General features: G+C 67.6%; 20 protein-coding genes. 15 read left to right on the plus strand and 5 right to left on the minus strand.

Going from position 1 to position 24033, the window contains the following annotated elements; all coding sequences use genetic code 11:
- The first annotated feature begins 105 nt into the window (after window positions 1-105).
- Window positions 106-1281 carry a hypothetical protein gene (locus tag ACFFN1_RS12065; protein ID WP_376841027.1) on the plus strand — a complete coding sequence of 392 codons (1176 nt, stop codon included), beginning with the start codon at window positions 106-108 and terminating at the stop codon, window positions 1279-1281.
- Between the two features lie 123 nt (window positions 1282-1404).
- On the opposite strand, the gene ACFFN1_RS12070 is transcribed toward ACFFN1_RS12065, so the two are convergent.
- Window positions 1405-1761, minus strand: coding sequence for a hypothetical protein (locus ACFFN1_RS12070; RefSeq protein ID WP_376841028.1), 357 nt, complete (start codon window positions 1759-1761; stop codon window positions 1405-1407).
- Between the two features lie 185 nt (window positions 1762-1946).
- A complete protein-coding gene (locus ACFFN1_RS12075; protein WP_376841029.1) occupies window positions 1947-3152 on the minus strand; it encodes an acyl-CoA dehydrogenase family protein in 1206 nt (401 codons plus the stop codon).
- A gap of 82 nt (window positions 3153-3234) precedes the next feature.
- Here ACFFN1_RS12075 and dxr point away from each other — a divergent pair, with 82 nt between their 5' ends.
- The 7 genes from dxr (at window position 3235) to ACFFN1_RS12110 (ending at window position 13143) form a co-directional block, all read left to right on the plus strand.
- A complete protein-coding gene (gene dxr / locus ACFFN1_RS12080; RefSeq protein ID WP_376841030.1) occupies window positions 3235-4494 on the plus strand; it encodes a 1-deoxy-D-xylulose-5-phosphate reductoisomerase in 1260 nt (419 codons plus the stop codon).
- The gene (locus ACFFN1_RS12085) at window positions 4491-5933 is read left to right on the plus strand and encodes a M50 family metallopeptidase (RefSeq protein ID WP_376841031.1); all 1443 of its coding nucleotides are present in this window, start codon (window positions 4491-4493) and stop codon (window positions 5931-5933) included. The genes dxr and ACFFN1_RS12085 overlap by 4 nt, the downstream gene beginning before the upstream one ends.
- A gap of 179 nt (window positions 5934-6112) precedes the next feature.
- Window positions 6113-7417: a type III PLP-dependent enzyme domain-containing protein gene (locus tag ACFFN1_RS12090; RefSeq protein WP_376841032.1), complete on the plus strand. Its 1305-nt coding sequence runs from the start codon at window positions 6113-6115 to the stop codon at window positions 7415-7417.
- 138 nt (window positions 7418-7555) lie between these two features.
- A complete protein-coding gene (locus ACFFN1_RS12095) occupies window positions 7556-8557 on the plus strand; it encodes a TAXI family TRAP transporter solute-binding subunit (RefSeq protein ID WP_376841033.1) in 1002 nt (333 codons plus the stop codon).
- 201 nt (window positions 8558-8758) lie between these two features.
- A complete protein-coding gene (locus tag ACFFN1_RS12100; RefSeq protein WP_376841034.1) occupies window positions 8759-10927 on the plus strand; it encodes a TRAP transporter permease in 2169 nt (722 codons plus the stop codon).
- Window positions 10928-11061: 134 nt separating this feature from the next.
- Window positions 11062-12210, plus strand: coding sequence for a flavodoxin-dependent (E)-4-hydroxy-3-methylbut-2-enyl-diphosphate synthase (gene ispG, locus ACFFN1_RS12105; RefSeq protein ID WP_376841035.1), 1149 nt, complete (start codon window positions 11062-11064; stop codon window positions 12208-12210).
- A gap of 57 nt (window positions 12211-12267) precedes the next feature.
- Entirely contained in the window at window positions 12268-13143 is an 876-nt protein-coding gene (locus ACFFN1_RS12110) for a GNAT family N-acetyltransferase (protein WP_376841036.1), read from the plus strand.
- 53 nt (window positions 13144-13196) lie between these two features.
- On the opposite strand, the gene ACFFN1_RS12115 is transcribed toward ACFFN1_RS12110, so the two are convergent.
- Window positions 13197-13589: an Hsp15 family ribosome-associated heat shock protein gene (locus tag ACFFN1_RS12115; protein WP_376841037.1), complete on the minus strand. Its 393-nt coding sequence runs from the start codon at window positions 13587-13589 to the stop codon at window positions 13197-13199.
- Window positions 13590-13711: 122 nt separating this feature from the next.
- Between ACFFN1_RS12115 and ACFFN1_RS12120 the strand changes: the two genes are divergently transcribed.
- Window positions 13712-15541 (plus strand): proline--tRNA ligase, encoded by a 1830-nt coding sequence (locus tag ACFFN1_RS12120; RefSeq protein WP_376841038.1) that lies wholly within the window; start codon window positions 13712-13714, stop codon window positions 15539-15541.
- 200 nt (window positions 15542-15741) lie between these two features.
- On the opposite strand, the gene ACFFN1_RS12125 is transcribed toward ACFFN1_RS12120, so the two are convergent.
- Window positions 15742-16761 carry an aminoglycoside phosphotransferase family protein gene (locus ACFFN1_RS12125; RefSeq protein WP_376841039.1) on the minus strand — a complete coding sequence of 340 codons (1020 nt, stop codon included), beginning with the start codon at window positions 16759-16761 and terminating at the stop codon, window positions 15742-15744.
- Window positions 16762-16763: 2 nt separating this feature from the next.
- Complete coding sequence (locus ACFFN1_RS12130; protein ID WP_376841040.1) at window positions 16764-17744, minus strand: hypothetical protein; 981 nt, start codon at window positions 17742-17744, stop codon at window positions 16764-16766.
- Between the two features lie 138 nt (window positions 17745-17882).
- Between ACFFN1_RS12130 and rimP the strand changes: the two genes are divergently transcribed.
- The 6 genes from rimP to ACFFN1_RS12160 all read left to right on the plus strand — a co-directional run bounded on the left by rimP (window position 17883) and on the right by ACFFN1_RS12160 (window position 24020).
- Window positions 17883-18362, plus strand: a complete 480-nt coding sequence (rimP, locus tag ACFFN1_RS12135; RefSeq protein ID WP_376841041.1) for a ribosome maturation factor RimP — start codon at window positions 17883-17885, stop codon at window positions 18360-18362.
- A gap of 143 nt (window positions 18363-18505) precedes the next feature.
- Window positions 18506-19489: a transcription termination factor NusA gene (nusA, locus tag ACFFN1_RS12140; RefSeq protein ID WP_376841042.1), complete on the plus strand. Its 984-nt coding sequence runs from the start codon at window positions 18506-18508 to the stop codon at window positions 19487-19489.
- An 89-nt stretch (window positions 19490-19578) separates the two neighbouring features.
- Window positions 19579-19830 (plus strand): YlxR family protein, encoded by a 252-nt coding sequence (locus ACFFN1_RS12145; protein WP_376841056.1) that lies wholly within the window; start codon window positions 19579-19581, stop codon window positions 19828-19830.
- 130 nt (window positions 19831-19960) lie between these two features.
- Entirely contained in the window at window positions 19961-22762 is a 2802-nt protein-coding gene (gene infB, locus ACFFN1_RS12150) for a translation initiation factor IF-2 (protein WP_376841043.1), read from the plus strand.
- 131 nt (window positions 22763-22893) lie between these two features.
- Window positions 22894-23331 carry a 30S ribosome-binding factor RbfA gene (rbfA, locus tag ACFFN1_RS12155; protein ID WP_376841044.1) on the plus strand — a complete coding sequence of 146 codons (438 nt, stop codon included), beginning with the start codon at window positions 22894-22896 and terminating at the stop codon, window positions 23329-23331.
- A gap of 122 nt (window positions 23332-23453) precedes the next feature.
- Window positions 23454-24020 (plus strand): sulfite exporter TauE/SafE family protein, encoded by a 567-nt coding sequence (locus ACFFN1_RS12160; RefSeq protein ID WP_376841045.1) that lies wholly within the window; start codon window positions 23454-23456, stop codon window positions 24018-24020.
- The last annotated feature ends 13 nt before the right edge of the window (window positions 24021-24033 follow it).

Consider the following 24033-nt stretch of genomic DNA (forward strand, 5'->3'; position numbering starts at 1 on the left):
GAGCAACTGGGCGGTCGGGCGATTCGTCAAAGGGCCGCGATCGGCTCTGTGCCACCGATCACAGGCGTCCCGAACGGCCTCGATCCCGGTGTTACCGTAATCCTCATGGCGATCGACAGACGGAAGCTGGCGCGGCGGGCGCGCCGTTATTGGGCGATCGTCATCGTCATCTGCACCTACTTCGGCTTCCACTCCTTCATGCTCACCGGCCTGGCCGTCATGGCCCCGAACCTCGGGCTGGCCTCGCTGACGGTGACGATCTACATGGGCCTGGGCATCCTGCTCGACTCACCGGCGGCCTCGGCGATCGAGCGCTTCGGGCTGCGCCGGGTGATCGGCACCTCCGGCATCCTCATCCTGCTCATCACCATCGGGCTGCTCATCGCCGGCTCCGGCTGGTGGATCGTCATCTTCGGCACCCTGTATGCCTGCTGCTCCAGTCTCATCTACATTCCGGCGCTCGCCCACTACGCGTCGATGCTCGGGGAGCGGCAGGCCGACGGTCAGCGCATCAACGTCTTCATCCAGCGCGGCGGCGCACTGGCAGCCGGCCTGTTCATCACGTGGGCGCTGGCTGCTGAGCAGCCGCGCGTGCTGTTCGTCATCGTCGCGACCACCGGGCTCGGCATCCTCGTAGCCGCCTGGTGGCTGCCGGGGCCCAGCCGCGACCGGCACGTCACCCAGCGGGTGCCGCTGCTGCGCACCATCGTCTATTCGGTCGCAGCGATCGGCCGGTCATCGGTGATGGCCCGCGGGGCACTGTCGGCCTCAGCGCTGCCGGTCATCTTCATCACGACGAGTTCGATCTTCCCGCTCGCGCTGCCGGAGTTCGGTGCTGCGATCGGCGTCGGCCTCGTCATGCGCGAACTCATCGCCATGGCAACGGCGACGGCCTTCGGTCACGGATCGATGCGCCGGACCAACCGCGAGTTCGCCGCTGCGGTGCTGCTCGCCCTGATCGGGATCTCTGGGGCCTTGTGGATCGAGCAGAACTGGGCGGTGATCACCGGCATCATCCTCACCGGCCCGCTCATCAGCTCCGCGATCGTCACCTCATCGCTCAACACGCGCATGGCAAGCCTGAGTGCAGCGCACCCGTGGGCCTGCTTCGCAGGCATGGGCATCGCTTCGCGGACCAGCGGACTGCTCATCCCGCTCGTGCTCAGCGCAGCGCTCTCAACCAGCCGGCAGGCGCTGGAGATCGTGCTCGTCATCGTGTTCATGCTCATCGCCTGCGGCATGCTCATCGGCAGGCAGCGCCAGGACGGGGTGCCGGGCTGAGCGGAACCTGCTGGACACGGCCGTCCGTCCTGAGGTCGTAGCCCGCCCGGGACTGCCAGGCACCAGCTGGCGAACAGAGGTTTGGTGGTGACAGCCCGCCGGTCAGCGGCGAAGGATGGAGCGTCAGCCGACAGGCACCCGGCTCACACGTACATCGGAACGCGGATGAGCAGCCGCGACGTCAGCTGCGCGTCGTTTCGCAGATGCCGCGTCCGGCTGCGCGGAGTCCCAGCCCATGAGCTCGTCTCCGTGCCAGAACTCGACGATCCACACCTCGTGAGGCGTGTCGTGCACGAAGCGTGATACGGGGATCTCGGCAAGGAGGATGTCGTTCGCTTCTCCCTCCGGTAGAACGATCTGATCAGCAAAGCGATCCGCGTCTTTATAACGGCGGAATGCCCGGACCGTACCTCCGGGAGTCGACGTGTCGCGTTCAACTGACACAACCCACACGTGTCTGACGCGCGGCCAGAGCTTCATAGCGCACACGCATTCGTCACTGACATCGTGGAAACTCCCTCATCCGATCCCTCGCTCCCACAATACGCGGAGCAATCCGCACCTTGGCGGCAGCAGATCGCGAGAACGCCACCCGCCTCAGTCGAAACGACAACGGCCCCGGTGACTCGCGCGGAGTCACCGGGGCCGTGATGCCTGTCAGCTGATCAGCCTTCGTAGTTGGCGAAGGCGTTGATACCGGTCATCGCACGGCCGAGCGTCAGCTGGTGCACCTCGTGGGTCCCCTCGTAGGTGAGGACGGTCTCGAGGTTGATGGCGTGGCGCAGCGGCGAGTATTCGCTCGTGATGCCCGAACCGCCGAACGTGGCGCGCAGATCACGGGCGATGTTCATCGCGGTGTCGACGTTGACCATCTTGCCGAGCGAGATCTGCTCCGGGCGCACACCGACGGTGTCCTTGAGCTTGCCGAGGTGGGCGGCCAGCAGCGTGATCGACGAGTACTGGCCGAAGGCCTTCGCCAGCTTCTGCTGGGTGATCTGGAACGAGGACAGCGGGCGGTTGAACTGGATGCGGGTGCCGGTGTACTCCAGAGCCGAGAGGATCGAGTCGCGGGCAGCGCCGGTGACACCGAAGACGATGCCGAAGCGGGCCTCGGACAGGCAGGACAGCGGGCCCTTGAGACCCTTGGCCTTCGGCAGCATCGCCGACTCCGGCAGACGCACATTGTCGAGCACGATCTCACCGGTGATCGAAGCGCGCAGCGAGAGCTTGCGCTTGACCTCGGGCACCTCGACACCCGGGGTGTCGGTCGGGACGACGAAGCCGCGGACCACCGGGCGGCCCTTCTCATCGATCTCCTCGGTCTTGGCCCACACAACGCAGACATCGGAGACCGGGGAGTTGGTGATCCACATCTTCGCGCCGTTGAGGATCCAGTCGGAGCCGTCCTTCGTGGCGCGAGTCTTCATACCGGCCGGGTCGGAGCCGACATCCGGCTCGGTCAGGCCGAAGCAGCCGATCTTCTTGCCGGCGGCCATCTGCGGCAGCCACTCTTCCTTCTGCTCCTCCGAACCCCAGTTGTGGATGGCGAACATCGCGAGCGAGCCCTGCACACTCACGAGCGAACGCAGACCCGAGTCGATGGCTTCGAGCTCGCGGCAGGCCAGGCCGTACTGCGTGGCGGTCGCGCCACCGCAGCCGTAGCCCTCCAGGTGCATGCCGAGCACGCCGAGCTCACCGAGCTGCTCTGCCAGCTCGCGGGCCGGGATCGTGCCTTCGAGGTACCAATCGCCGACCTTCTCGCGAACGTTCTCATCGAGCCACTTGCGGACAATACCCGCCCATTCGAGGTCTTCCTTCTCGAAGACCGAATCGATCGCCAGAATCTCGTCTGGGGTCATGGTTGTGCTCATCGTCGAGTTCCTCTCCTCGTGGGGGCATCCGTGCGCATGGACATCATCGTGTTCTAAGAAAAGAATGAGATGATCTGTCACCGTGAAGGTACGTAACGTCATTCTACTGGGGGCCACCGGCTCGGTCGGCACCCAGGCCCTCGAAGTCATCGCCGCCAACCCCAGCCGGTTCGCTGTCATCGGCCTCGGCGCGGGCTCTCAGGTCGCTGCCGTCGTCGAGCAGGCGGTGCGCACCGGCGCCCGGCAGCTCGCCGTTGCCGTGCCGCCTGCCGGGGGAGAAGCCGCGATCCGCCAGCAGCTTGCGGACTGCGCTGAGCGGCTGCAGCTGCCGGTGCGCGTCGAGCAGATCTTCACCGGTCCCGAGGCGTCAGCGGCTTTGGCGTCCCAGCCCGCCGATGTCGTGCTCAACGCCGTGACCGGGGCCGTCGGCCTCACCTCGACCCTTGCAGCCTTAGAGGCCGGCACCGATGTCGCTCTGGCGAACAAGGAATCCCTCATCATCGGCGGGGAGCTCGTGCTGCGCACCGCCGCACAGAACGCAGCCCAGCTCATCCCGGTCGACAGCGAGCATTCGGCGATCGCGCAGGCGCTGCGCGCCGGCCGCCGGGAGGAGATCTCCCGCCTCATCATCACCGCATCGGGCGGGCCGTTCCGCGGCATGAGCGCAGCGCAGCTGGCGGCCGTCACCCCTGAGCAGGCGCTGGCCCACCCGACGTGGAACATGGGCACCGTCATCACAACGAACTCCGCAACCCTGGTGAACAAGGGCCTGGAGATCATCGAAGCGCATCTGCTCTTCGACATCGACTTCGACCGCATCAGCGCTGTCGTCCACCCGCAGAGCCGCATCCATTCGATGGTCGAGTTCGTCGACGGCTCGACCATCGCACAGGTCTCACCACCGGATATGAAGCTGCCGATCGCGTACGCGCTGGGCACCGGACGTGACGGCGAGACCACCCGCATCGCAGGGGCGACTGCGCCCGAACCCTTCGACGCGGCGAGCTCCTGGACCTTCGAACCGGTCGACGACGAGAACTTCCCCGCCCTGCAGCTGGCCGTGCGCGCAGGCCGCGCCGGCGGCACCGCACCAGGGGTCTACAACGCAGCGAACGAAGAGCTCGTCGCCGCCTTCCACACAGGCACGATCACCTTCCCGCAGATCTCCGCCGGCATCGCCGCGGCCCTCGACCACCACCTCGGCGGGGGTGAGAACCACCTCGGGAGCAGGGAGGATACCGGCGCCCTGACCCTGGAGGCTGTGCTCGGCGCGGATGCCTGGGCACGGGAGTTCATCGCCGGCTGGCTGCAGACCTCGGCCGCTGAGGAGGCACGCGCATGAGCGGACTGCTGTACGCACTCGGCATCGTCCTCATCCTCATCGGGGTCTCGATCTCGATCGCTCTGCACGAACTCGGCCACCTCATCCCGGCCAAGAAGTTCGGCGTCAAGGTCACCCACTACATGGTCGGCTTCGGCCCGACGCTGTTCTCCCGCCGCCGCGGCGAGACCGAGTACGGCATCAAGGCGCTGCCGCTGGGCGGCTTCATCGCGATGCCGGGCATGTATCCGCCCACCTACGCCACGCACGCCACCGTCGAGCAGGCACACGGGGCGAGCGACGCCTCGGGCATCGTCACCGCCGCCGTCGAAGGGACAGAGGACTCCGAAAGCGAGCCGACCGCACCGCGCCGGCGCCGGGCCCGCCTGTTCGAACGCACGATGGCCGACGCCCGGGACTACTCCAATCAGTCGATCGAACCGGGCGAAGAGCACCGGACCTTCTATGCGCTCTCAGTGCCCAAGCGGCTGGCCGTCATGTTCGGCGGCCCGGTCGTCAACCTGCTGCTCGGCATCCTTATCCTGGGCATCATGCTGCTCGGCGTCGGCGTGCCGACGCTCAGCACCACCGTGGCAAACGTCTCCGAATGCGCGGTGCCGGCCAAGGAGATGGCCGAACGTGCACCCGATGAGCAGGACCGCTGCCTGCCCGGCGACCAGGCCACCCCCGCAGCCGAGGTGGGCATCACTCCCGGCGACCGGATCGTGTCGATCGACGGCACGCCGATGGAGACCTGGGACGATGTCAGCGCCGAGATCCGCGGGCTGGCCGATGAGCGCGTCGACATCGTCATCGAACGCGATGGCGAGGAGATGACGATTCCCGTGACGATCATCGCCGCCGAACGCCCCGTCTACACCGCTGAGGGCGAGCTGCAGCGCGATGACAGCGGAGAGCTCGTCACCGAGTCCGTCGGCTTCTTCGGTGTGGGCCCGGACCGCGAGTACCGGCCGATCCCCGTCACCGAGTTCCCCGGCCAGATCGGCAGTGCGCTCGGAAACACCTTCACCGCCCTTGTGACGCTGCCGGTCAAGCTCGTCGACATCGTCCAGGTCGCCACCACCGACCGGGGGCGCGATCCGGAGGGCATCATGGGGATGGTCGGCGTCGGCCGGGTGGCCGGCGAGATCGTCTCGACCGGCCAGATCGACGTCACCGGCAAGGTCGTCACCGGTCTGGGCCTGCTCGGATCGCTCAATCTGTTCCTCTTCGCTTTCAATATGATCCCGCTACTGCCGCTGGACGGCGGGCACATCGCGGTGGCGCTGTACGAAGGCGCGCGCCGCCGCATCAACCTGGCCCGTGGCCGAGGTGTCATCGGGCCCTTCGACACCGCGCGCCTGCTGCCGCTGACTTATGTGGTCGTCGGCCTCATGCTGTGCATGACGGTGCTGCTCGTCTACGTCGACATCGTCAAACCCGTCGTGCTGTTCCAGTAGCCCGCGGGTTGCACGGGGAGCTGCCGTGGCAGGGGCCGGTTCGGCAGCCGGTAGGGCGCCGATCCGGCAGCCTGCAGCGCGCAGGTTCGTGCGCCGACGCTGCTGTGATAGAAGTGACTATGATCGCATCGGCGGCACGGCAGCCGCAGATGGAAGTCCCACACACCGCAGGGAGATCCGTGCAGCACGTTCAGCGGCGCGCCACCGCCATCACCGACGCCCTCACCCGGGAGCTCATCCCGTCCGACTATCCGGTCATCGGCATGGTCGACCTCGACACCCTTGACGAGCTGTACCACGCAGCCGAGGCGGCCTTCGACTCTCCGTCGCCGGTCACCCATGCGGTGGCGGCCAAGGCCGTGACGCTCGTGCCGATGATGCGCCATCTGGCCGAGCTCGGCTCCGGCTGCGAGGTGGCCAGCCCCGGCGAGCTGCAGATGGCGCTGCTGGCCGGCTTCACCGCCGACCGGATCGTCTTCGACTCCCCGGCCAAGACCCGTCACGACATCGACACCGCCTTAGACCTCGGCGTGGCGATGAACCTCGACAACTTCACCGAACTCGCCCGCATCGACGAGCATTTGAACGGGGCAACCCCCAAGGGCCGGATCGGGGTGCGCATCAACCCGCAGCTGGGTGCCGGCTCGATCGCGGAGATGTCGACGGCGACCCCGACGTCGAAGTTCGGCATTCCGCTGCGCGACGAAGGCTCCCGGCAGGCGATCATCGACGCCTATGCCTCCCGTCCGTGGCTCAACCAGATCCACGTCCACTCCGGGTCCCAGGGCATGGCCCTGTCCTCGATGGCTGCCGGCGTGCGCGCCGTCGTCGACCTCGTCGCCGACATCCACGCAGCGATCGGCCGCCAGCAGATCACCCACATCGACATCGGCGGCGGGCTGCCGGTCAACTTCGACTCCGACGCACACGCCCCGAGCTTCGCCGACTACCGGGCCGCGCTCGAGGCCGAGGTTCCCGAGCTCTTCGACGGCACCTTCGGGGTCATCACGGAGTTCGGCCGCTCCCTGCTGGCCAAGTCCGGCACGATGCTCACCCGGGTCGAGTCGACCAAGGTCGTCGGCGGCCGGCCGATCGCCGTCTGCCATGCCGGCGCGCAGGTCGCAGCCCGCACGATCTTCATGCCCAACGCCTGGCCGCTGCGGGTCAGCGTGTTCGACCCGGCCGGCACACCTCGGGAGGCGGATGTGTGCGAACAGGACGTCGCCGGTCCCTGCTGCTTCTCCGGTGACATCATCGCCCACCGGCGGCAGCTGCCGCGCATCCTCGAAGGCGATGTCATCGCCATCCACGATGTCGGCGCATATTACTTTTCCAACTCTTTTTCCTACAACGCCTTGCCCCGTCCGGCCGTGTACGGATATAGAGAAAAGGACGGTTCAGTGTCCTGGGTCACGCTCCGGCGCCAGCAGACCATCGAAGAGGTGGTCGCTGAGGCAGGAGGCGACGTTGACTCCAGCTGGTAGCAGCCGGTCCGGCAGCCACCGGCACCCGGCGGACGCAGCACCGCGCTGCACCGCCGCCTGACAGCACATGCGGCCCACCGGCCGCAGCGGTAACCACCGCAGGTGAGAAACGGAAACCACAGAAGGAGCGAACCCGGTATGAAGATCGGACTCGTAGGACGCGCGGCGGCAATCATGTCCGCTGCAGCACTTGTACTGAGCGCATGCGGCGGCGGGAACGGCGGAGGTGGCGGTGCACCCGCTGAGGACTTCACACAGGACCTGACCTTCGCTACCGGCGGCACCGCTGGTGTCTACTACCCGCTGGGCAATGAGTACTCCCGCATCTTCCAGGATGCTGTCGAAGGTCTGACGGTCAACGCCGTGGAGACCGACGGCTCGACCGACAACCTCGGACGCATCGCCAAGGGCGAAGCCCAGCTCGCCTTCACCCAGAACAACACCGCCAATGACGCCGTCACCGGCACCGGCGAGTTCGAAGAGCTCGGCCAGCCGCTGGAGAACGTCGGCTGGATCGGCCAGCTCTACCCGGAGGCCGCCCAGATCATCACCCTTGCGGACAGCGGCTTCGAGTCGGTCGAAGATCTCAAGGGCAAGAAGATCGCCGTCGGCGCCCCCGGTTCGGGCACCGCAGCCGTCGCGAAGCTCATCCTCGAGGCCTACGGCTTCGAAGAGGGCGACTACGAGCCCTTCGAGGAGAGCTTCGCCGATGCCCGCTCGAAGCTGCAGGACGGCAACATCGACGCCTCGATCGAGGTCCTCGGCGTGCCGGCGGCATCGCTGTCGGAGCTTGCAGCCAACGCCGATGTCAAGCTGCTGCCACTCGATGAGGACAAGGCCGAGCAGATCGCCGGTGAGTCGGACTACGAAAGCTACGTCATCCCCGGCGGCTCCTACGACTTCGCTCCCGACGACGTGCAGACGGTGACCGTGTTCGCCTCGATCGTCGCCTCGACCAACCAGGTCAGCGAAGAGGACGCCTACGGCATCACCAAGGCGATGTACGAGCAGGCCGGTGACATCTCGCTGGCGCAGAGCGACCTCATCAACGTCGACGACGCACTGCTGGGACAGGGCGATGTGCCGCTGCACCCGGGTGCCAAGAAGTACTTCGACGAAGTCGGCGTCAGCGCTGAGTGACCGACTGAAGTCTGAGAGCTGATATGCCAGCGGGGAGCATTCGCGCGGATGCTCCCCGCTCGCTGTCTGCGCCGGTGAGCCGACCACCGCACCGGCAACATGTAAGATTCCTGTGAACGTAAGATCGGCCACAGTGCAGAGTCATCGCGTGGGGTGTGCCACAGCGCCTTCACGCGGCTGCGCCTTAGCCATGGAGTGACGATGAACTCGATGAAGACCCCACGCGACGACGACAAGCCGAAGGCCGCCAGCACCGGCGCAGGCGAGGACGCCGCCAGCACCGGCGCTGCTGCGGACACCGACCGCACCGCCTCGGGCAGCACATCTGCCGACACCGCCACGGCCGTCGTCGATGACGATCTCGATGTCAGCAATGTCGCCGAGATGAGCACCACCGAGGCTGAGGACAAGGCTCAGGAGGTGCTGCGTGAGCACGACACCGCCTCCCGGCACCGCGTCGACTCCGAGCTCGGCCCGTGGCGCTGGCTCATCTTCATCCTCGCCCTCGGCCTCACCGGCTTCCAGCTCTACACCGCCTTCGCCGGCTCGCGACCGACGCTCATCCAGGGCGCGGTCCACGTCGGCGGCGCATTCGGCCTCATCTTCCTGCTCTACCCGCTGCACCGCAGCCTGAGCCTGCGCGAGGACACGAAGCGCTCGCTGTACTTCGCCTCACTCATCGTCGACACCATCCTCGCCTTCATGGCGATGGGCTGCTCGGCCTATATGGTTTTCAACTACGACTACCTCACCGGCGTGCAGGTTCAGCTGTTCGGCTACAGCCAGCTCGACACCATCGTCGCGCTCGTCGGCATCCTCCTCATCCTCGAAGGCACCCGCCGCTGCGTGGGTCTGCCGATCGTCGTCATCGCCTCCCTGGCGCTGCTGTACTTCTGGCTCGGCAAGTACTCGCCGATCCTGCCCTACCACGGCACCACCTGGCAGAACATGGTGCAGCAGACCTGGTACTCCTCGCGGTCGATCTTCGGCATCCCGATCCAGGTGTCCTCGACCTTCGTGTTCCTCTTCCTGCTCTTCGGCGTCGTGCTCGTGCGCACCAACATCGGCGCCTACTTCAACGGCCTCGCCTTCCGCCTGACCGGCAAGTTCGCCGGCGGGCCCGCCAAGGCCGCCGTCGTCGCCTCGGCGATGCAGGGCACCGTCACTGGCTCCTCGGTCGCCAACGCCGTCGCCTCGGGCTCCTTCACCATCCCGATGATGAAGAAGGTCGGCTTCAAGGCGAAGTTCGCCGCCGCCACCGAGGCGACCGCTTCGACCGGCGGACAGATCATGCCGCCGATCATGGGTGCGGCCGTGTTCATCATGGCCGAGTACACCGGCATCGCGTACTCGACGATCATCCTCGTCGCGATCGTCCCGGCGTTCCTGTACTTCGCCGGCGTCATGCTCGCCGTGCACTTCGAAGCCAAGCGCAACCGCATCCACGGCATGCGCAAGGACCAGCTGCCGAACTGGAAGTACCTGCTCACCCGCATCGATCAGCTGCTGCCGCTGGCGGTCATCATCTTCCTGCTGATGTCCGGCACCACCCCGGCCAAGGCCGCGCTGTGGGGAATCGGCACCGCGCTCGCGCTCAGCTTCCTGCGCGAGTCGACCCGCCTGAGCATCCGCGGCATCTTCGAGGTTCTCGAATCCGGCGCCCGCGTCGCCCTGCCGGTCATCGCCGCCTGTGCGACCGCCGGCATGGTCGCCGGCATCGTCACCGCCACCGGCCTCGGCGGCCGCCTGGCCGACGGCATCCTTACAGCAGCAGGGGAGAACTTCTTCCTCGTCATGTTCTTCACCATGATCGCCTGCCTGGTGCTGGGCATGGGCCTGCCGACCACAGCGAACTACGTCGTCACCGCCACGGTCGCCGCGCCGATCCTCGTGAGCAACTTCGATGTCCCGATCCTGGCCGCACACCTCTTCGTGTTCTACTTCGGCCTGCTCGCCGACATCACCCCGCCGGTGTGCCTGGCCGCCTACGCCGCCTCCGGCATCGCTGGATCGAACCCGCTCAAGTCCGGTGTCACCGCCTTCCGCGTGGCGATCGCCGGCTTCATCGTGCCCTACGTCTTCGTCAGCGCTCCGGGCCTCATCTTCCAGTCCGACGACACCGTCCTGCACTTCGCGACCGTCTTCATCACCGCGCTGCTGGGCATGACGGCGATCTCGGCGGCAACCGCCGGTTACTTCTTCGACAACCTGTACTGGTGGGAGCGGATCGTGCTCATCGCCGCCGGCATCACGATGCTCATCCCAACGCTGTGGATCTCCCTCATCGGCATCGCCGTGGCCGTGATCATGGCGATCATCCAGCGCACCCGCTCCAAGGGCGCGGCTGGGAAGGCCGCCGCCGAGGCGTGAGTCGCCTGGACTGCCGATGTGCCTGCGGACACATCGGCAGTTCAGCATTCCTTCACCTGCAGACCTAGAATAGGAACCGAATGCCGCCGGCCCCTCCGGCCGGCACCACCCGCTGTCGATACGAAGGGACGTCTGTGACCGCGATCAGCCTGGGAATGCCTGCCCCGCCCCCGCCGGTTCTCGCACCTCGGCGCAAGACCCGCCAGATCCGGGTCGGGAAGGTCGGCGTGGGATCGGATTCGCCGATCAGCGTCCAGTCGATGACGACGACGAAGACCACCGATATCAACGGCACGCTGCAGCAGATCGCCGAGCTCACCGCCGCCGGCTGTGACATCGTGCGCGTCGCCTGCCCCTCGGCGGACGACGCCGAGGCGCTGCCGGCGATCGCACAGAAGAGCCAGATCCCGGTCATCGCCGATATCCACTTCCAGCCCAAGTACGTCTTCGCCGCGATCGACGCCGGCTGCGCAGCCGTGCGCGTCAACCCCGGCAACATCCGCAAGTTCGACGATCAGGTCAAGGAGATCTCCAAGGCCGCCGCCGACGCCGGAGTCGCGATCCGCATCGGCGTCAACGCCGGCTCGCTCGACAAGCGGATCATGGAGAAGTACGGCAAGGCCACGCCCGAGGCGCTCGTCGAATCGGCGGTGTGGGAAGCCTCCCTGTTCGAAGAGCACGACTTCCACGATTTCAAGATCTCCGTCAAGCACCACGACCCGGTCGTCATGGTCCGGGCGTATGAGCTGCTCGCCGAAGCCGGCGACTGGCCGCTGCACCTCGGCGTCACCGAGGCCGGACCGGCCTTCCAGGGCACCATCAAGTCCGCGACCGCCTTCGGCGCGTTGCTGAGCCAGGGCATCGGCGACACCATCCGGGTTTCGCTCTCCGCCCCGCCGGTCGAGGAGATCAAGGTCGGCAACCAGATCCTCGAATCCCTCAACCTCAAGCCGCGCACCCTGGAGATCGTCTCCTGCCCGTCGTGCGGGCGCGCCCAGGTAGACGTCTACGAACTCGCCGACAAGGTCACCGCCGGACTCGAAGGCCTGGAAGTGCCGCTGCGTGTGGCCGTTATGGGCTGCATCGTCAACGGTCCCGGCGAGGCTCGCGAGGCCGACCTCGGTGTGGCCAGCGGCAACGGCAAGGGACAGATCTTCGTCAAGGGTGAAGTCATCAAGACCGTCCCGGAGTCCAAGATCGTCGAGACTCTCATCGACGAGGCGATGCGCATCGCCGCGGAGAGTGACGAGCCGTCCGGTCCTCCGGAGGTCGTCGTCGGCTGACCGCCGCAGCCCAATGCGGGCTGTGCCGGCCGCTCCACCTGGGAAGGACGTGGACGCGTGACATTGGCACCCCTGCGCGCCGCGGACACCGAGTGGCTGCGCCAGACGATCGCCGCCGACCCCGTCACCTACGCCTATGCGGCCCGGCTCATCGAGCACACCGGCACCGCCGAGGTCGACACTCCGGCAGGCCGGCTGTGGGGCTGGTTCAGCCAGGGCTGGCCGGTGAGCGCCTACTACATCGGCGGCACCATCATGCCGATCGCCGCGACCGCCGGCGGCAATGCCGCGGTGGCCCGGATGCTCAACGCCCGCGGCCGCTATATGTGCTCCCTCGTCGGCGATGCCAACGCTGTGCTCGACCTGTACCGCCGCCTGACCTGGGGTGTGCCGCGGGTGCTGCGGGCAGATCAGCCGCTGTTGCTCGCCGACCGCACCCCGCTGGTCGCCCCGGACGACCGGGTGCGGTTGGGCCGGCCGGAGGAGATCGACATCGTCTTCGACGCCGCGGTGCACATGTTCACCGAGGAGGTCGGCTTCTCGCCGATCGAAATGGGGAAATCCGGCTACCTGCACCGCGTGCGCGGCCTGCTGAGCGCCGGGGAGATCTTCCTCATCACCAGCCGCATGGCTCCTGAGGGCGGGCCGATCCGCCGCTACCCGACCCCGGAGTCCCGCGAACAGGTGATCTTCAAAGCCGATGTCGCCATCCGCGCCCAGCAGGTGGCCCAGGTGCAGGGCGTGTGGGTCCATCCGGACTTCCGCGGCCGCGGCCTGGCGGCACCGGCGGTGCTGGCGGTCACCGACTGGGTGCGGCAGACGATGAGCCCGTTCGTCAGCCTCTACGTCAACGCCTTCAACGAACCGGCCCTGCGCACCTACCGCCGAGCCGGCTACCGGCAGGTCGGCACCTACGCCACCGTCATCTACTGAGCGCGCCGCTGCTGCAAGGCATGGCAGCACGGCTTTCTGCCGGTGCCCGCAGGTCAGGAGCGGTAGCCGCGCAGCCGGTCGAGGGCGCGCCGGTCCTTCTTCGTCGGCCGGCCCAGCCCCTTGTCACGCCGCGGAGTGAATCCGCGCAGCGCCGGATCCGGGGCCGGGGAGCGATCCTCGTACAGCTGCTGCGCCAGTGAGGCCGGGCCGCGGCGCTCGGTGAAGCCGCGCAGCACGAGAATCTGCTCGAACCCGGCCTTGCGCACCCGGATCGTCTCACCGATGCGCACCTTCTGCGCCGCTTTGACCCGCTGCCCATCGACCTGGACATGGCCGCCACGGCAGGCCGCCGTCGCCGCCGAACGGGTCTTGAAGATCCGTGCCGTCCACAGCCATACGTCGATGCGCTGGCTGCGCTCAGAGGAGAAGTCCGGTTGCATGTCCATGGTGCCCACAGCCTAGCGCGAGTGCCGGGCGATGACACCGCTTTCACCGGCGCCGCAGCAGGCATCGGCAGTGATAGAGTCCGAGTTGACCGCCAGAGAACAAGCTACGGGAGAACACCTTCATGGCCCTGCGGATGTCGACGCTGTTTGCGCGCACCCTGAAAGAAGACCCGGTCGACGCCGACGTCGCCAGTCACAAGCTGCTGCACCGCGGCTCCTACATCCGTCGATCCGCCCCAGGCATCTACACCTGGCTGCCGCTCGGACTCGAAGTGCTCCGCCGCATCGAAACCATCGTGCGCCAGGAGATGCTCGCCGCAGGCTCCCAGGAGGTCCACTTCCCAGCACTGCTGCCGGCCGGCCCCTATGAGGCGTCCGGACGCTGGGACACCTACGGTGACGGCATCTTCCGGCTCAAGGACCGCAAAGAGGCCGACTACCTCCTCGCCCCGACCCACGAAGAGGTCTTCACGCTGCTCGTCAAGGACCTGTTCTCCTCGTACAAGGACCTGCCGCTCAGCATCTTCCAGATCCAGACGAAGTACCGCGATGAGGCCCGCCCCCGGGCCGGTCTGCTGCGCGGCCGCGAGTTCATCATGAAGGACGCCTACTCCTTCGACATCGACGATGACGGGCTCGACGCGTCCTACCGCATCATGCGTGATGCCTACATCCGCATCTACCAGCGCCTCGCCCTGCCCTATGTCATCGTCGAAGCGACCTCCGGTGCGATGGGCGGATCCGGCACCGAGGAGTTCCTCTACCCGTCCGAGGTCGGCGAAGACACCTATGTGCGCACTGCCGGCGGTTATGCGGCCAATGTCGAAGCCGTCACCACCCTCATCGGTGACCCGCTCGACGCCTCCGACGTGCCTGCAGCACACAAGGAGACGACCCCGGAGGCCAACACCATCACCTCCCTCGTCGAGGTCTCCAATGAGCTCTTCGCCCGCGAGGACCGCCCCTGGGAGGCCGGCGACATGATGAAGCTCGTCATGTGCGCCCTCATCCACCCGGACGGTGAGCGCGAGGTCATCGCCATCGGCCTGCCCGGCGACCGCGAGGTCGACCTTGGGCGCGCAGCCGGATCCGGCACCCTCTCCAGCGGTGAGATCGACCTCGAGCCGGCCACCCCGGAGGACCTGGCCAAGCACCCGGACATCGTCGTCGGCTACATCGGCCCCGGCACGTCGATCGATGCACAGCTGCTCGGCTCCGAGGGCAGCTCCGGAGTGCGGTTCTTCGTCGACCCCCGCATCACCCGCGAAGGCTCCCGCTGGGTCGCCGGCGGCAACGAGGCCGGCACCCATGTCTACGACCTCATCTACGGCCGCGACTTCACCGCCGACGGCGTGCTCGAAGTCGCCGAGGTGCGCGAAGGCGATCCTGCCCCGGACGGCTCCGGCCCGCTGGAGCTGGCCCGCGGCGTGGAGATCGGCCAGATCTTCAAGCTCGGCACCCGCTATGCCGAGGCGCTCGGCCTGACGGTGCTCGATGAGAACGGCAAGACCCGGACCGTGACGATGGGCTCCTACGGCGTCGGCGTCACCCGCGCTATGGCCTGCATCGCTGAAGAGCACCACGACGACAAGGGCCTCATCTGGCCGCAGCACCTGGCCCCGGCCGATGTGCACATCGTCGCCACCGGCAAGGGCAGCGAACCGCTTGAGACCGCTGAGAAGATCACCGCAGAGCTCGAAGCCGCCGGTGTGCGCGTGCTGCTCGACGACCGCCCGAAGACCTCCCCGGGAGTGAAGTTCGGCGATACCGAGCTGCTCGGCGTGCCGACGATCCTCGTCGTCGGCCGCGGACTGGCAGACGGGAAGCTGGAGCTGCGCGACCGCCGCACCGGCGAAGCGACCGACGTGCCGGTCGAGGACGCCGTCGCCCGCACCGTCGAGGCGGTCGACAACAAGTACGCCGAGCTGGGAACCGCCCGCGGCGAGATCTGAGCCGCAGGCACGACAGCTGAACAGCACGAGGGGCGGAGCCGTCAGCGGTTCCGCCCCGCGGCGCGTCTGCCGGCAGTGTACATCGGCCGGCTCACATCAGCTGCTGCCGTGTGCCGGTGAGCGTCATGTCCTGTCATACGCCGTCACACCGGCGCGAGCCAGCGCAGCAGGCTCAGCCGAGGCGCACGCCCGCGGCAGGCTCAGCCGAGGCGCTTGAGGTCGTGGGCGCTGATCCCGCCGACGCTGACCCCGCACATCGCCCGGCACACCCACAGGGAGCGGGCGGCATCGCCGAAAGCCTTCTGCGTGCCCTTATAGGCCGAACGCAGATACCAGAACATGTTCTCCAGCTCCCGCACAACCGTCGCACCCATCCCATAGGACGCATCGATCTCAGCGTGATGGCACAGCCGGTGGGCGAACTCGCGCAGCCACTGCGCCTGATCCTCACCGCTGGACCACGGGATCTCATAGAGCCGATTCCACAGCACCGGGGCGACCATATAGGCCGTCGGGCCGATGAGCGGCTGCGGATCGATCGCCTTCCACGACGCCACTCCGTTGTGATCCGGGTGGCCGGCAAGGATGTTGTAGTAGTGCAGATCGGCGTGCAACAGCCAGCTCTCGGTGGAGAAGGCGAGCTTCTCCATCCACATTCGGGCGCTGTCGAGCACCTGATAGTCCTGGGCGGAGAACTCCGGGAAGTCGCGCACCAGCGCACAGTCAGCGGCGAAGGTCTCCAGCCATTTGGCGGCGATATCCTGCACCCGCACGAACCCGGGCCCGCCGGGCACCCGGAGCGCGCGCACGAGCTGACCCCAGATGGGCGGCACATTGTCGAGCGGTTCGGTCGAGAGGTTGACCCGGGTGCGCAGCCGCTCCTGCAGCGTGGCGCGGAAGGAGCTGTCCTGTTCGAAGACGCGGACCGCGCCGTGACCCTGCCACGCCTGCAGCGCATCGAGCACCTGCCGGTGGACCTGCGGATTGGCGGTGTTGGGGGCGGCGAAGCGGATGATCGCCTGGTAATTCTCCTGGGTCAGCACCGGGATGACGAGGCTCTCGGCACCCGCCCACGGGGAGCCGGGCACCGGATCGCGGATGAGCTTCCAGCGGTCGAGCAGCTCGATGAGCATGAAGTCGAGCGCCTCCGCCCATGCCTGGGCATATTCGGTGCCGATGACCTCGGCAGCCGAATTGAACAGCACAGCGGGCACGCGCATCGTCATCCTTCCATCAGCGGTGAGGCACTCGGGCTCGCAGCGATGTCGAAGCGCAGCGCCTGCGGCTGTCCGAGCGCCGCCCGGGTGGCAGCAGTCTGCCACAGGCTCGCCAGTCCCAGCCGCGGTGCCCGCACCGCAGGATCGAACAGCGGGCCGAGCGCCTCGACGAGTGCATCCTCATAGGCCGCACCGGCTGTCTGCGCGCCGGCCTCGGCGGGATCGGGGTCGACCTGCCAGGCCGGGCGGTTCTCTGCGGCGGCGAATCCGCGGTCGGCCAGCCGCTCATTGGCCAGATCGGCGGCGACGTCGAGCTCCGTGATCCGGGTGGTGAGCACCGTGCGGGTGGGGTCGTCGTCACCGACGAGGGCAGCGGCGCGCTCATAGGAATAGGAAGCCTGATAGCAGGCCACCGCGAAGGTCGTGAGCGCCTGCTGCTGCGGATCGGCCTCCCCGTCCTCCTCGGCTGGAGCCTCACTGTCCTCACCCGGCCCGGCGCTGGGATCAGCCTCCGGCCGGTCGGCAGGCACCTCGCTCATCGTCTGCAGCAGCTCATCGACGCGGTCATCGCCGGACTGCTGCAGGTGCAGCACCGCGCCGACGGCGACATCGGCGAGCACCGCGTGCATCGAGTCGAGGTCATCGAACTGGGTGACGATCGCCTCGGCGGCGGCGAACAGGCCATCCGGGCCGGAGTACGCATCCGGGCCCGAGGTGGGGGTCGGGGTGACGAGCTCGGTCGGCGGGGCCCACTCGGGGCCGACCGCCGCGGCAAGGGCGTCGACCACCTCGGCATCGGCACCCTCAGCCTCGGTGCGGGCGAGGATCCGGGCGACGGTGTTGCGCACCTCATCGGCAGTCGAGAGCTCCGGCACCTCCGGATCGCGATCGAGGCGCAGACCGCATCCGGCGAGGGTGACCAGCAGTGCCGCCGCACCGCCGATGACCGTCCGACGGGTGATACCGGTTCCGCGCTCGCATGCCATGCTGACAATCCTAACGGCATGCACCGGCCTGCTCAGTCCGCGGATCGCCGACCGCGGCCGCGTCACGCCGATGATGCGCCGCACACGGACTGCCGGAAGTCAGCGCATGCTCAGAGACCTGCTCTAGTGTGAAGGGCTATGGACAAGCACACCGCACCCGTCTGGGATGCCGTCGTCGAGCCGCTGGCCGCCGAGGGCATCATCGTCGAGGACATCACTGCCCAGGTCGCCGGGCGCTTCCGCACGCTCACCGTCGTCATCGACCTCGACGGCTCCACCACCGCACCGGTCTCCCTCGACCACATCACCGCGGCCACCCGCATCGTCTCCGAGGCGATCGACGAGCTGCCGCTGTTCAATGAGCACGCCTATGATCTGCAGGTCACCTCGCCGGGCGCCACCCGCCCGCTGCGCGAGGTGCGGCACTTCCAGCGCGCCGTCGGCCGCACCCTGGCGGTGCGCACCACTGCCGATGAGGAGTTCGAAGGCGTGCTGCTGGCCGTCAGCGACGGCGACGCTCCCGAGACGGCGGCGGAGTTCCGGCTCGCCGACGGTTCCGAACGCCGCCAGGACCTGGCACAGATCGCCCACGCCGAGGCGGTCCTGCAGTTCAGATGACCCGATGGTGTCGCTGCCCCCGGCCTGCGGCGGTGCTTTGCTGAGATGTGCATCTCAGCTAGGCTCGGGGACACATCGCCCATACCGACAACTCAACAGCCGGCACGACCTGCACGGGTTCTGGTGCCGAGGAGGACTCAGCAATGGACATCGACCTCTCCACGCTCCGTCTCATCGAGCATGAGAAGGAGATCCCCTTCCACACGCTCGTCGAGCTCATCGAACAGGCCCTCCTGACCGCCTATCACCGCACCGAAGGGGCCTATCCGGACGCCCGCGCGGAACTCGATACGAAGACCGGCACCGCCACCATCTGGGCGGTGGAGTTCGACAACGACGACAACCCGATCGGCGAGTTCGACGACACACCCGACGGCTTCGGCCGGATCGCGGCGATGACCGCCCGCAACATCATCCACCAGCGGCTGCGCGACGTCGAAGACGCCTCGGTGCTCGGCACCTTCAAGAACCGCGAAGGCGAGATCGTCTCCGGCATCATCCAGCAGGGCCGCGATGAGCACATGATCCAGGTCGACCTGGGCGAGGTCGAGGCGGTGCTGCCGCCGCATGAGCAGGTGCCCGGCGAGGAGTACAACCACGGCAACCGCATCCGCGTCTACGTCACCGATGTGCACAAGGGCCACAAGGGACCCTCGATCACCGTGTCGCGCTCGCACCCGAACCTCGTGCGCAAGCTCTTCGCCCACGAATCTCCGGAGATCGCCGACGGCACCGTGGAGATCGTCTCCCTCTCCCGCGAAGCCGGCCACCGCACCAAGATGGCCGTGCGCGCCACCGTCCCCGGCGTCAACGCCAAAGGTGCGTGCATCGGCGAGCTCGGCTCGCGGGTGCGTGCGGTCATGGCTGAGCTGGGGGAGGAGAAGATCGACATCGTCGACTACTCCGACTCGCCGGCGAAGTTCGTCGCCAACGCCCTGTCGCCGGCCCGCGCCCTGCGGGTCGACGTGCTCAATGAAGCTCAGAAGCTCGCGCGCGCCGTCGTGCCGGCCGAACAGCTGTCGCTGGCGATCGGCAAGGAGGGGCAGAACGCGCGTCTGGCGGCGAAGCTCACCGGCTGGAAGATCGACATCGTCACCCCGGAGGACAGCGCTCCGAACGCCGACTGAGTCGACGTCCAGTCGATGGGAGGGTGTCGGTCAGGCAAACGGTCAGTGTTAGACTGGCATGCGTGGTCCGTGCTGGTGAACCCCTGCGCATGTGCCTGGCATGCCGGAAACGGGAGCCGAAGAGTCGGCTCGTCAGGCTGGCAGTGGTTGATGACAGCACACCGCACATTGCCGTCGATGCGCGACGCCGCCTGCCCGGCAGGGGCGCATGGATCCACCCGGATCAGCGATGCCTCGACACCGCAGTGAAGAGAAACGCGTTCAGACGAGCGCTGCGCACTCAGGCTCCGGCCGATGCACAGCTGCTCGATGACATCCGTCAGATCACGGAAAGCAGTTGAACCGAATGGAAACCCAGCAGTGAGTGCTCAGAAATGACACCCAACGCATACGGTCGTGAGCAGTGAAATGAGGACTGTTCACTCACGATGAGGTTCCTTCCTGTCCGGGAGGAACCTGGACAGGAGAGAAGTGGCAAAGCCCCGTGTCCATGAGCTCGCGAAGGAGCTCGGCACAACAAGCAAAGACGTGCTGGCGAAGCTGGAGGAGATGGGCGAGTTCGTCCGCACTGCATCTTCGACCGTCGAAGCGCCGGTGGTGCGCAAGCTGAAGGAGGCCTACGGCGCTGCCGGCAGCTCCGACGCGAAGGCGAAGAGCACCACAGCGCAGAAGCCGGCCGCACCGAAGCCCGGCGCCAAGCCCGGCCCCCGATCGGCAGCCGGCCGCAGCCCGAAGCCCGGCCCTGCTGCGCAGAAGCCGGCCGCATCGTCTGACGATGCCAAGTCCGCACCAGCTCCCAAGCCCGGAGCCGCTGCCCCCAAGCCGAGCCCGCAGCGTCCTGCTGCGCCGAAGTCGGACGCCCCGAAGCCCGCACCCAAGCCCGGTGCCGCTGGTGCGAAGCCGGGACCGCGTCCGGGCCGCAGTGCGCGTCCGGGCAACAACCCGTTCGCATCCTCGCAGGGTATGCCGAAGCCCGGTGCCAAGCCGGGTCCGCGTCCCGGCGGCGGCCGCGGCGGTGCACGTCCGGGCAACAACCCGTTCGCGCCCTCGCAGGGTATGCCGAAGCCCGGTGCCAAGCCGGGACCGCGCCCCGGCGGCGCCGGTGACGCAGCACAGAGCGGCGGCGGCCCGAAGCCGCGCGGCCGACGTCCCGGCCCGCGCCCTGGTGCACCCCGGCCGAACCCGGCGATGCTGAAGAACTCCGCCCTGGCCCGTCCTGCGCCTTCGCGCGGCGGCGGTCGGGGACCCGGTGGACCCGGCGGCCCCGGAGGCGGTCCTGCCGGACCTCCGCGCGGCGGTCGCCCCGGCGGTCCGCGCGGTTCCGGACGCGGTCGTGGCGCCACGCAGGGCGCATTCGGCCGCGGCGGCGGTCGCGCACGGAACAAAAAGTCCAAGCGCGCAAAGCGCCAGGAGATGGAGCAGATGCAGGCTCCGTCGATCGGCGGCGTCACCGTCCCGCGCGGCGATGGCAACACCCCGCTGCGCCTGCGCCGCGGCTCCTCGCTGGCGGACTTCGCGGAGAAGATCAACACCGATCCGACGAACCTCGTCACGGTGCTGTTCCACCTCGGCGAGATGGCGACCATCACTCAGTCGCTCGATGAGGAGACCTTCGAGATCCTCGGCGACGAGCTGGGCTACAAGATCCAGATCGTCTCGCCGGAGGACGAGGATCGCGAGCTGCTCGAAAGCTTCGACATCGACCTCGAGGCCGAGGCCGAAGCCGAGGACGATGAGGATCTGCTGCCGCGTCCGCCGGTCGTGACCGTCATGGGTCACGTCGACCACGGTAAGACGAAGCTGCTCGACGCGATCCGCTCCGCCGACGTCACGGCCAAGGAGGCCGGCGGCATCACCCAGCACATCGGCGCCTACCAGGTGGGCATCGAACACGAGGGCGAAGACCGCCGCATCACCTTCCTCGACACCCCCGGTCACGAGGCGTTCACCGCTATGCGTGCCCGCGGTGCGAAGGCCACCGACGTGGCGATCCTCGTCGTCGCCGCCGATGACGGCGTCATGCCGCAGACCATCGAAGCGCTCAACCATGCGCAGGCTGCCGGTGTGCCGGTCGTCGTCGCGGTCAACAAGATCGATAAGGACACGGCCAACCCGCAGAAGGTCATGTCGCAGCTGACCGAATACGATCTCGTCGCCGAAGAGTACGGCGGTGACACGATGTTCGTGCCGATCTCGGCGCTGCAGCGCAAGGGCATCGACGATCTGCTCGAAGCCGTGCTGCTGACGACCGATGCGGCTCTCGATCTCAAGGCCAACCCGGACAAGTCCGCGCGCGGCATCGCGATCGAAGCGAAGCTCGACAAGGGCCGCGGCGCCGTCGCGACGGTGCTCGTCGAGTCCGGTACCCTGGAGCAGGGCGATGCGATCGTCTGCGGCACCGCCTACGGACGTGTGCGTGCGCTCTTCGACGAGAACGGCAACGCCGTGGAGAAGGCCGGGCCCTCGCGTCCGGTGCAGGTGCTGGGACTGTCGTCCGTGCCGCGGGCCGGTGACTCCTTCCTCGCCACCGACGATGACCGCACGGCTCGGCAGATCGCCGAGAAGCGCGATGCGATCGAACGCAATGCCGCCCAGGCGCGCGGACGCAAGCGCATCAGCCTCGAGGACTTCACCAAGGCGCTCGAAGAGGGCAAGGTCGACATGCTCAACCTCATCCTCAAGGGCGATGTGTCCGGTGCTGTCGAAGCGCTCGAGGATTCGCTGCTCAAGATCGATGTGGGCGAGGAGGTCGACCTGCGGATCATCCACCGCGGCGTCGGCGCGATCACCGAGAACGACATCAACCTCGCGACCGTCGACAACGCGATCGTCATCGGCTTCAACGTCCGTCCCGAAGCCAAGGCCCGCGACCTCGCCGAATCCGAGGGCGTCGATGTCCGGTACTACTCGGTCATCTACGACGCGATCGACGACATCGAGAACTCGCTCAAGGGCATGCTCAAGCCCGAGTTCGAAGAGGTCCACACCGGTTCGGCCGAGATCCGCGAAGTGTTCCGCTCCTCGAAGTGGGGCAACATCGCCGGCTGTATGGTCAAGGACGGCGTCATCCGCCGCAATTCGAAGGCCCGGGTCACTCGCGATGGTGTCGTCGTCGGCGACAACCTCACGGTCGAATCGCTGCGCCGCTTCAAGGACGATGCCACCGAGGTCCGCGAGGGCTTCGAGTGCGGTGTCGGACTCGGCAGCTTCAACGACATCCGCGAAGGCGACCTCATCGAGACCTTCGAGATGCAGGAGAAGCCGCGCGACTGATGCAGCCCACCGGCTGCACCAGCGGCTGCCCGCACCACGCGGGCAGCCGCCGGGCGCACCGAAGGCATCCGGCACACTGATGCCTCCGGTCGCACCCCAGAGCTCAGGCCCCAGGGAGAGAGGGAACCACCATGGCTGATGCCACCCGCGCCAGGAAGATCGCCGATCGCATCAAGGTCATCGTCGCGCAGACGCTCGAGAAGCGGATCAAGGATCCGCGGCTGGGCTTCATCACCATCACCGATGTCCGCGTCACCGGCGACCTGCAGCAGGCCTCGATCTTCTACACCGTCTACGGGGATGAGAATCAGCTGGCCTCGACCCAGGCGGCGCTGAATTCGGCCAAGGGGCTCATCCGATCCGAAGTCGGCAAGGGACTGCAGATCCGGCTGACGCCCTCGCTGGAGTTCATCGCCGACTCCGTGCCGGCAGCCGCAGCCGAACTCGAAGAGCTGCTCGCGCAGGCCGCCGCCCACGATGCCGAAGTCGCTGCCCTAGCCAAGGACGCCACCCCCGCCGGGGAGGCCGACCCGTACCGCCACGGCGATGACGAGGAACCGCGTGACTGACACCGCAGCTGCCGGCAGCATGCGCCTGAGCATCTGAGCAGCAGGCGCCGGAGATCCCTCCGGCGCCTGCCTGACTGCGTACCCGCGCATGAGGAGAGGAGGACCGGCGCGGACTGGCCAAGGTGCGCCCGGACCGCTCGGCGACGATCCCCGCCTCCTTCACCGCGTTGCTCGGTGCGATCCTCGGAGCCCGCGCAGCCACACTGCTGCCCAGCGATGTCTTCGAACCGCTCATCGTCGTCGTGCTCATCGGCGTGGCGGTCTTCACTCTCCTCAAGCCCCAGCTCGGGCTCGTCGCCCAGCTGCGCTTCGGCGAGCACTCCAAGCGCCACCACGCGATCTCGTGGCTCATCGGACTGCTCATCGGCTTCTACGACGGCCTGCTCGGGCCCGGCACCGGATCCTTCCTCGTCATCGCCTTCGTCTCGATCATCGGCTTCGACTTCCTCCAGGCCTCGGCGACGGCCAAGATCGTCAACTGGGCCACCAACCTCGGCGCGCTGCTGTACTTCGTGCCCAACGGCCACGTCGTCTGGGCGCTCGGCCTGGCGGTCGAAGCCGGCAATGTCATCGGTGGCCTCATCGGCGCCCGCACGGCGATCCGACTCGGCAGCGGGTTCGTGCGTGTGGTGTTCCTCATCATCGTGAGCGCACTCATTCTCAAACTCATCGTCGACGCCATCGCCTGAGCGGCAGCGTTCT

The organism is Brevibacterium otitidis (assembly GCF_042429315.1).
Lineage (GTDB): Bacteria > Actinomycetota > Actinomycetes > Actinomycetales > Brevibacteriaceae > Brevibacterium > Brevibacterium otitidis.

Bases quoted from the DNA above. Each gene is read 5' to 3' on its own strand.
- ACFFN1_RS12065 (WP_376841027.1), top strand. From the start codon at position 106: ATGGCGATCGACAGACGGAAGCTGGCGCGGCGGGCGCGCCGTTATTGG.
- ACFFN1_RS12070 (WP_376841028.1), bottom strand. From the start codon at position 1,761: ATGAAGCTCTGGCCGCGCGTCAGACACGTGTGGGTTGTGTCAGTTGAA.
- ACFFN1_RS12075 (WP_376841029.1), bottom strand. From the start codon at position 3,152: ATGAGCACAACCATGACCCCAGACGAGATTCTGGCGATCGATTCGGTC.
- ACFFN1_RS12085 (WP_376841031.1), top strand. From the start codon at position 4,491: ATGAGCGGACTGCTGTACGCACTCGGCATCGTCCTCATCCTCATCGGG.
- ACFFN1_RS12095 (WP_376841033.1), top strand. From the start codon at position 7,556: ATGAAGATCGGACTCGTAGGACGCGCGGCGGCAATCATGTCCGCTGCA.
- ACFFN1_RS12100 (WP_376841034.1), top strand. From the start codon at position 8,759: ATGAACTCGATGAAGACCCCACGCGACGACGACAAGCCGAAGGCCGCC.
- ACFFN1_RS12115 (WP_376841037.1), bottom strand. From the start codon at position 13,589: ATGGACATGCAACCGGACTTCTCCTCTGAGCGCAGCCAGCGCATCGAC.
- ACFFN1_RS12120 (WP_376841038.1), top strand. From the start codon at position 13,712: ATGGCCCTGCGGATGTCGACGCTGTTTGCGCGCACCCTGAAAGAAGAC.
- ACFFN1_RS12125 (WP_376841039.1), bottom strand. From the start codon at position 16,761: ATGCGCGTGCCCGCTGTGCTGTTCAATTCGGCTGCCGAGGTCATCGGC.
- ACFFN1_RS12130 (WP_376841040.1), bottom strand. From the start codon at position 17,744: ATGGCATGCGAGCGCGGAACCGGTATCACCCGTCGGACGGTCATCGGC.
- rimP (WP_376841041.1), top strand. From the start codon at position 17,883: ATGGACAAGCACACCGCACCCGTCTGGGATGCCGTCGTCGAGCCGCTG.
- nusA (WP_376841042.1), top strand. From the start codon at position 18,506: ATGGACATCGACCTCTCCACGCTCCGTCTCATCGAGCATGAGAAGGAG.
- ACFFN1_RS12145 (WP_376841056.1), top strand. From the start codon at position 19,579: ATGTGCCTGGCATGCCGGAAACGGGAGCCGAAGAGTCGGCTCGTCAGG.
- rbfA (WP_376841044.1), top strand. From the start codon at position 22,894: ATGGCTGATGCCACCCGCGCCAGGAAGATCGCCGATCGCATCAAGGTC.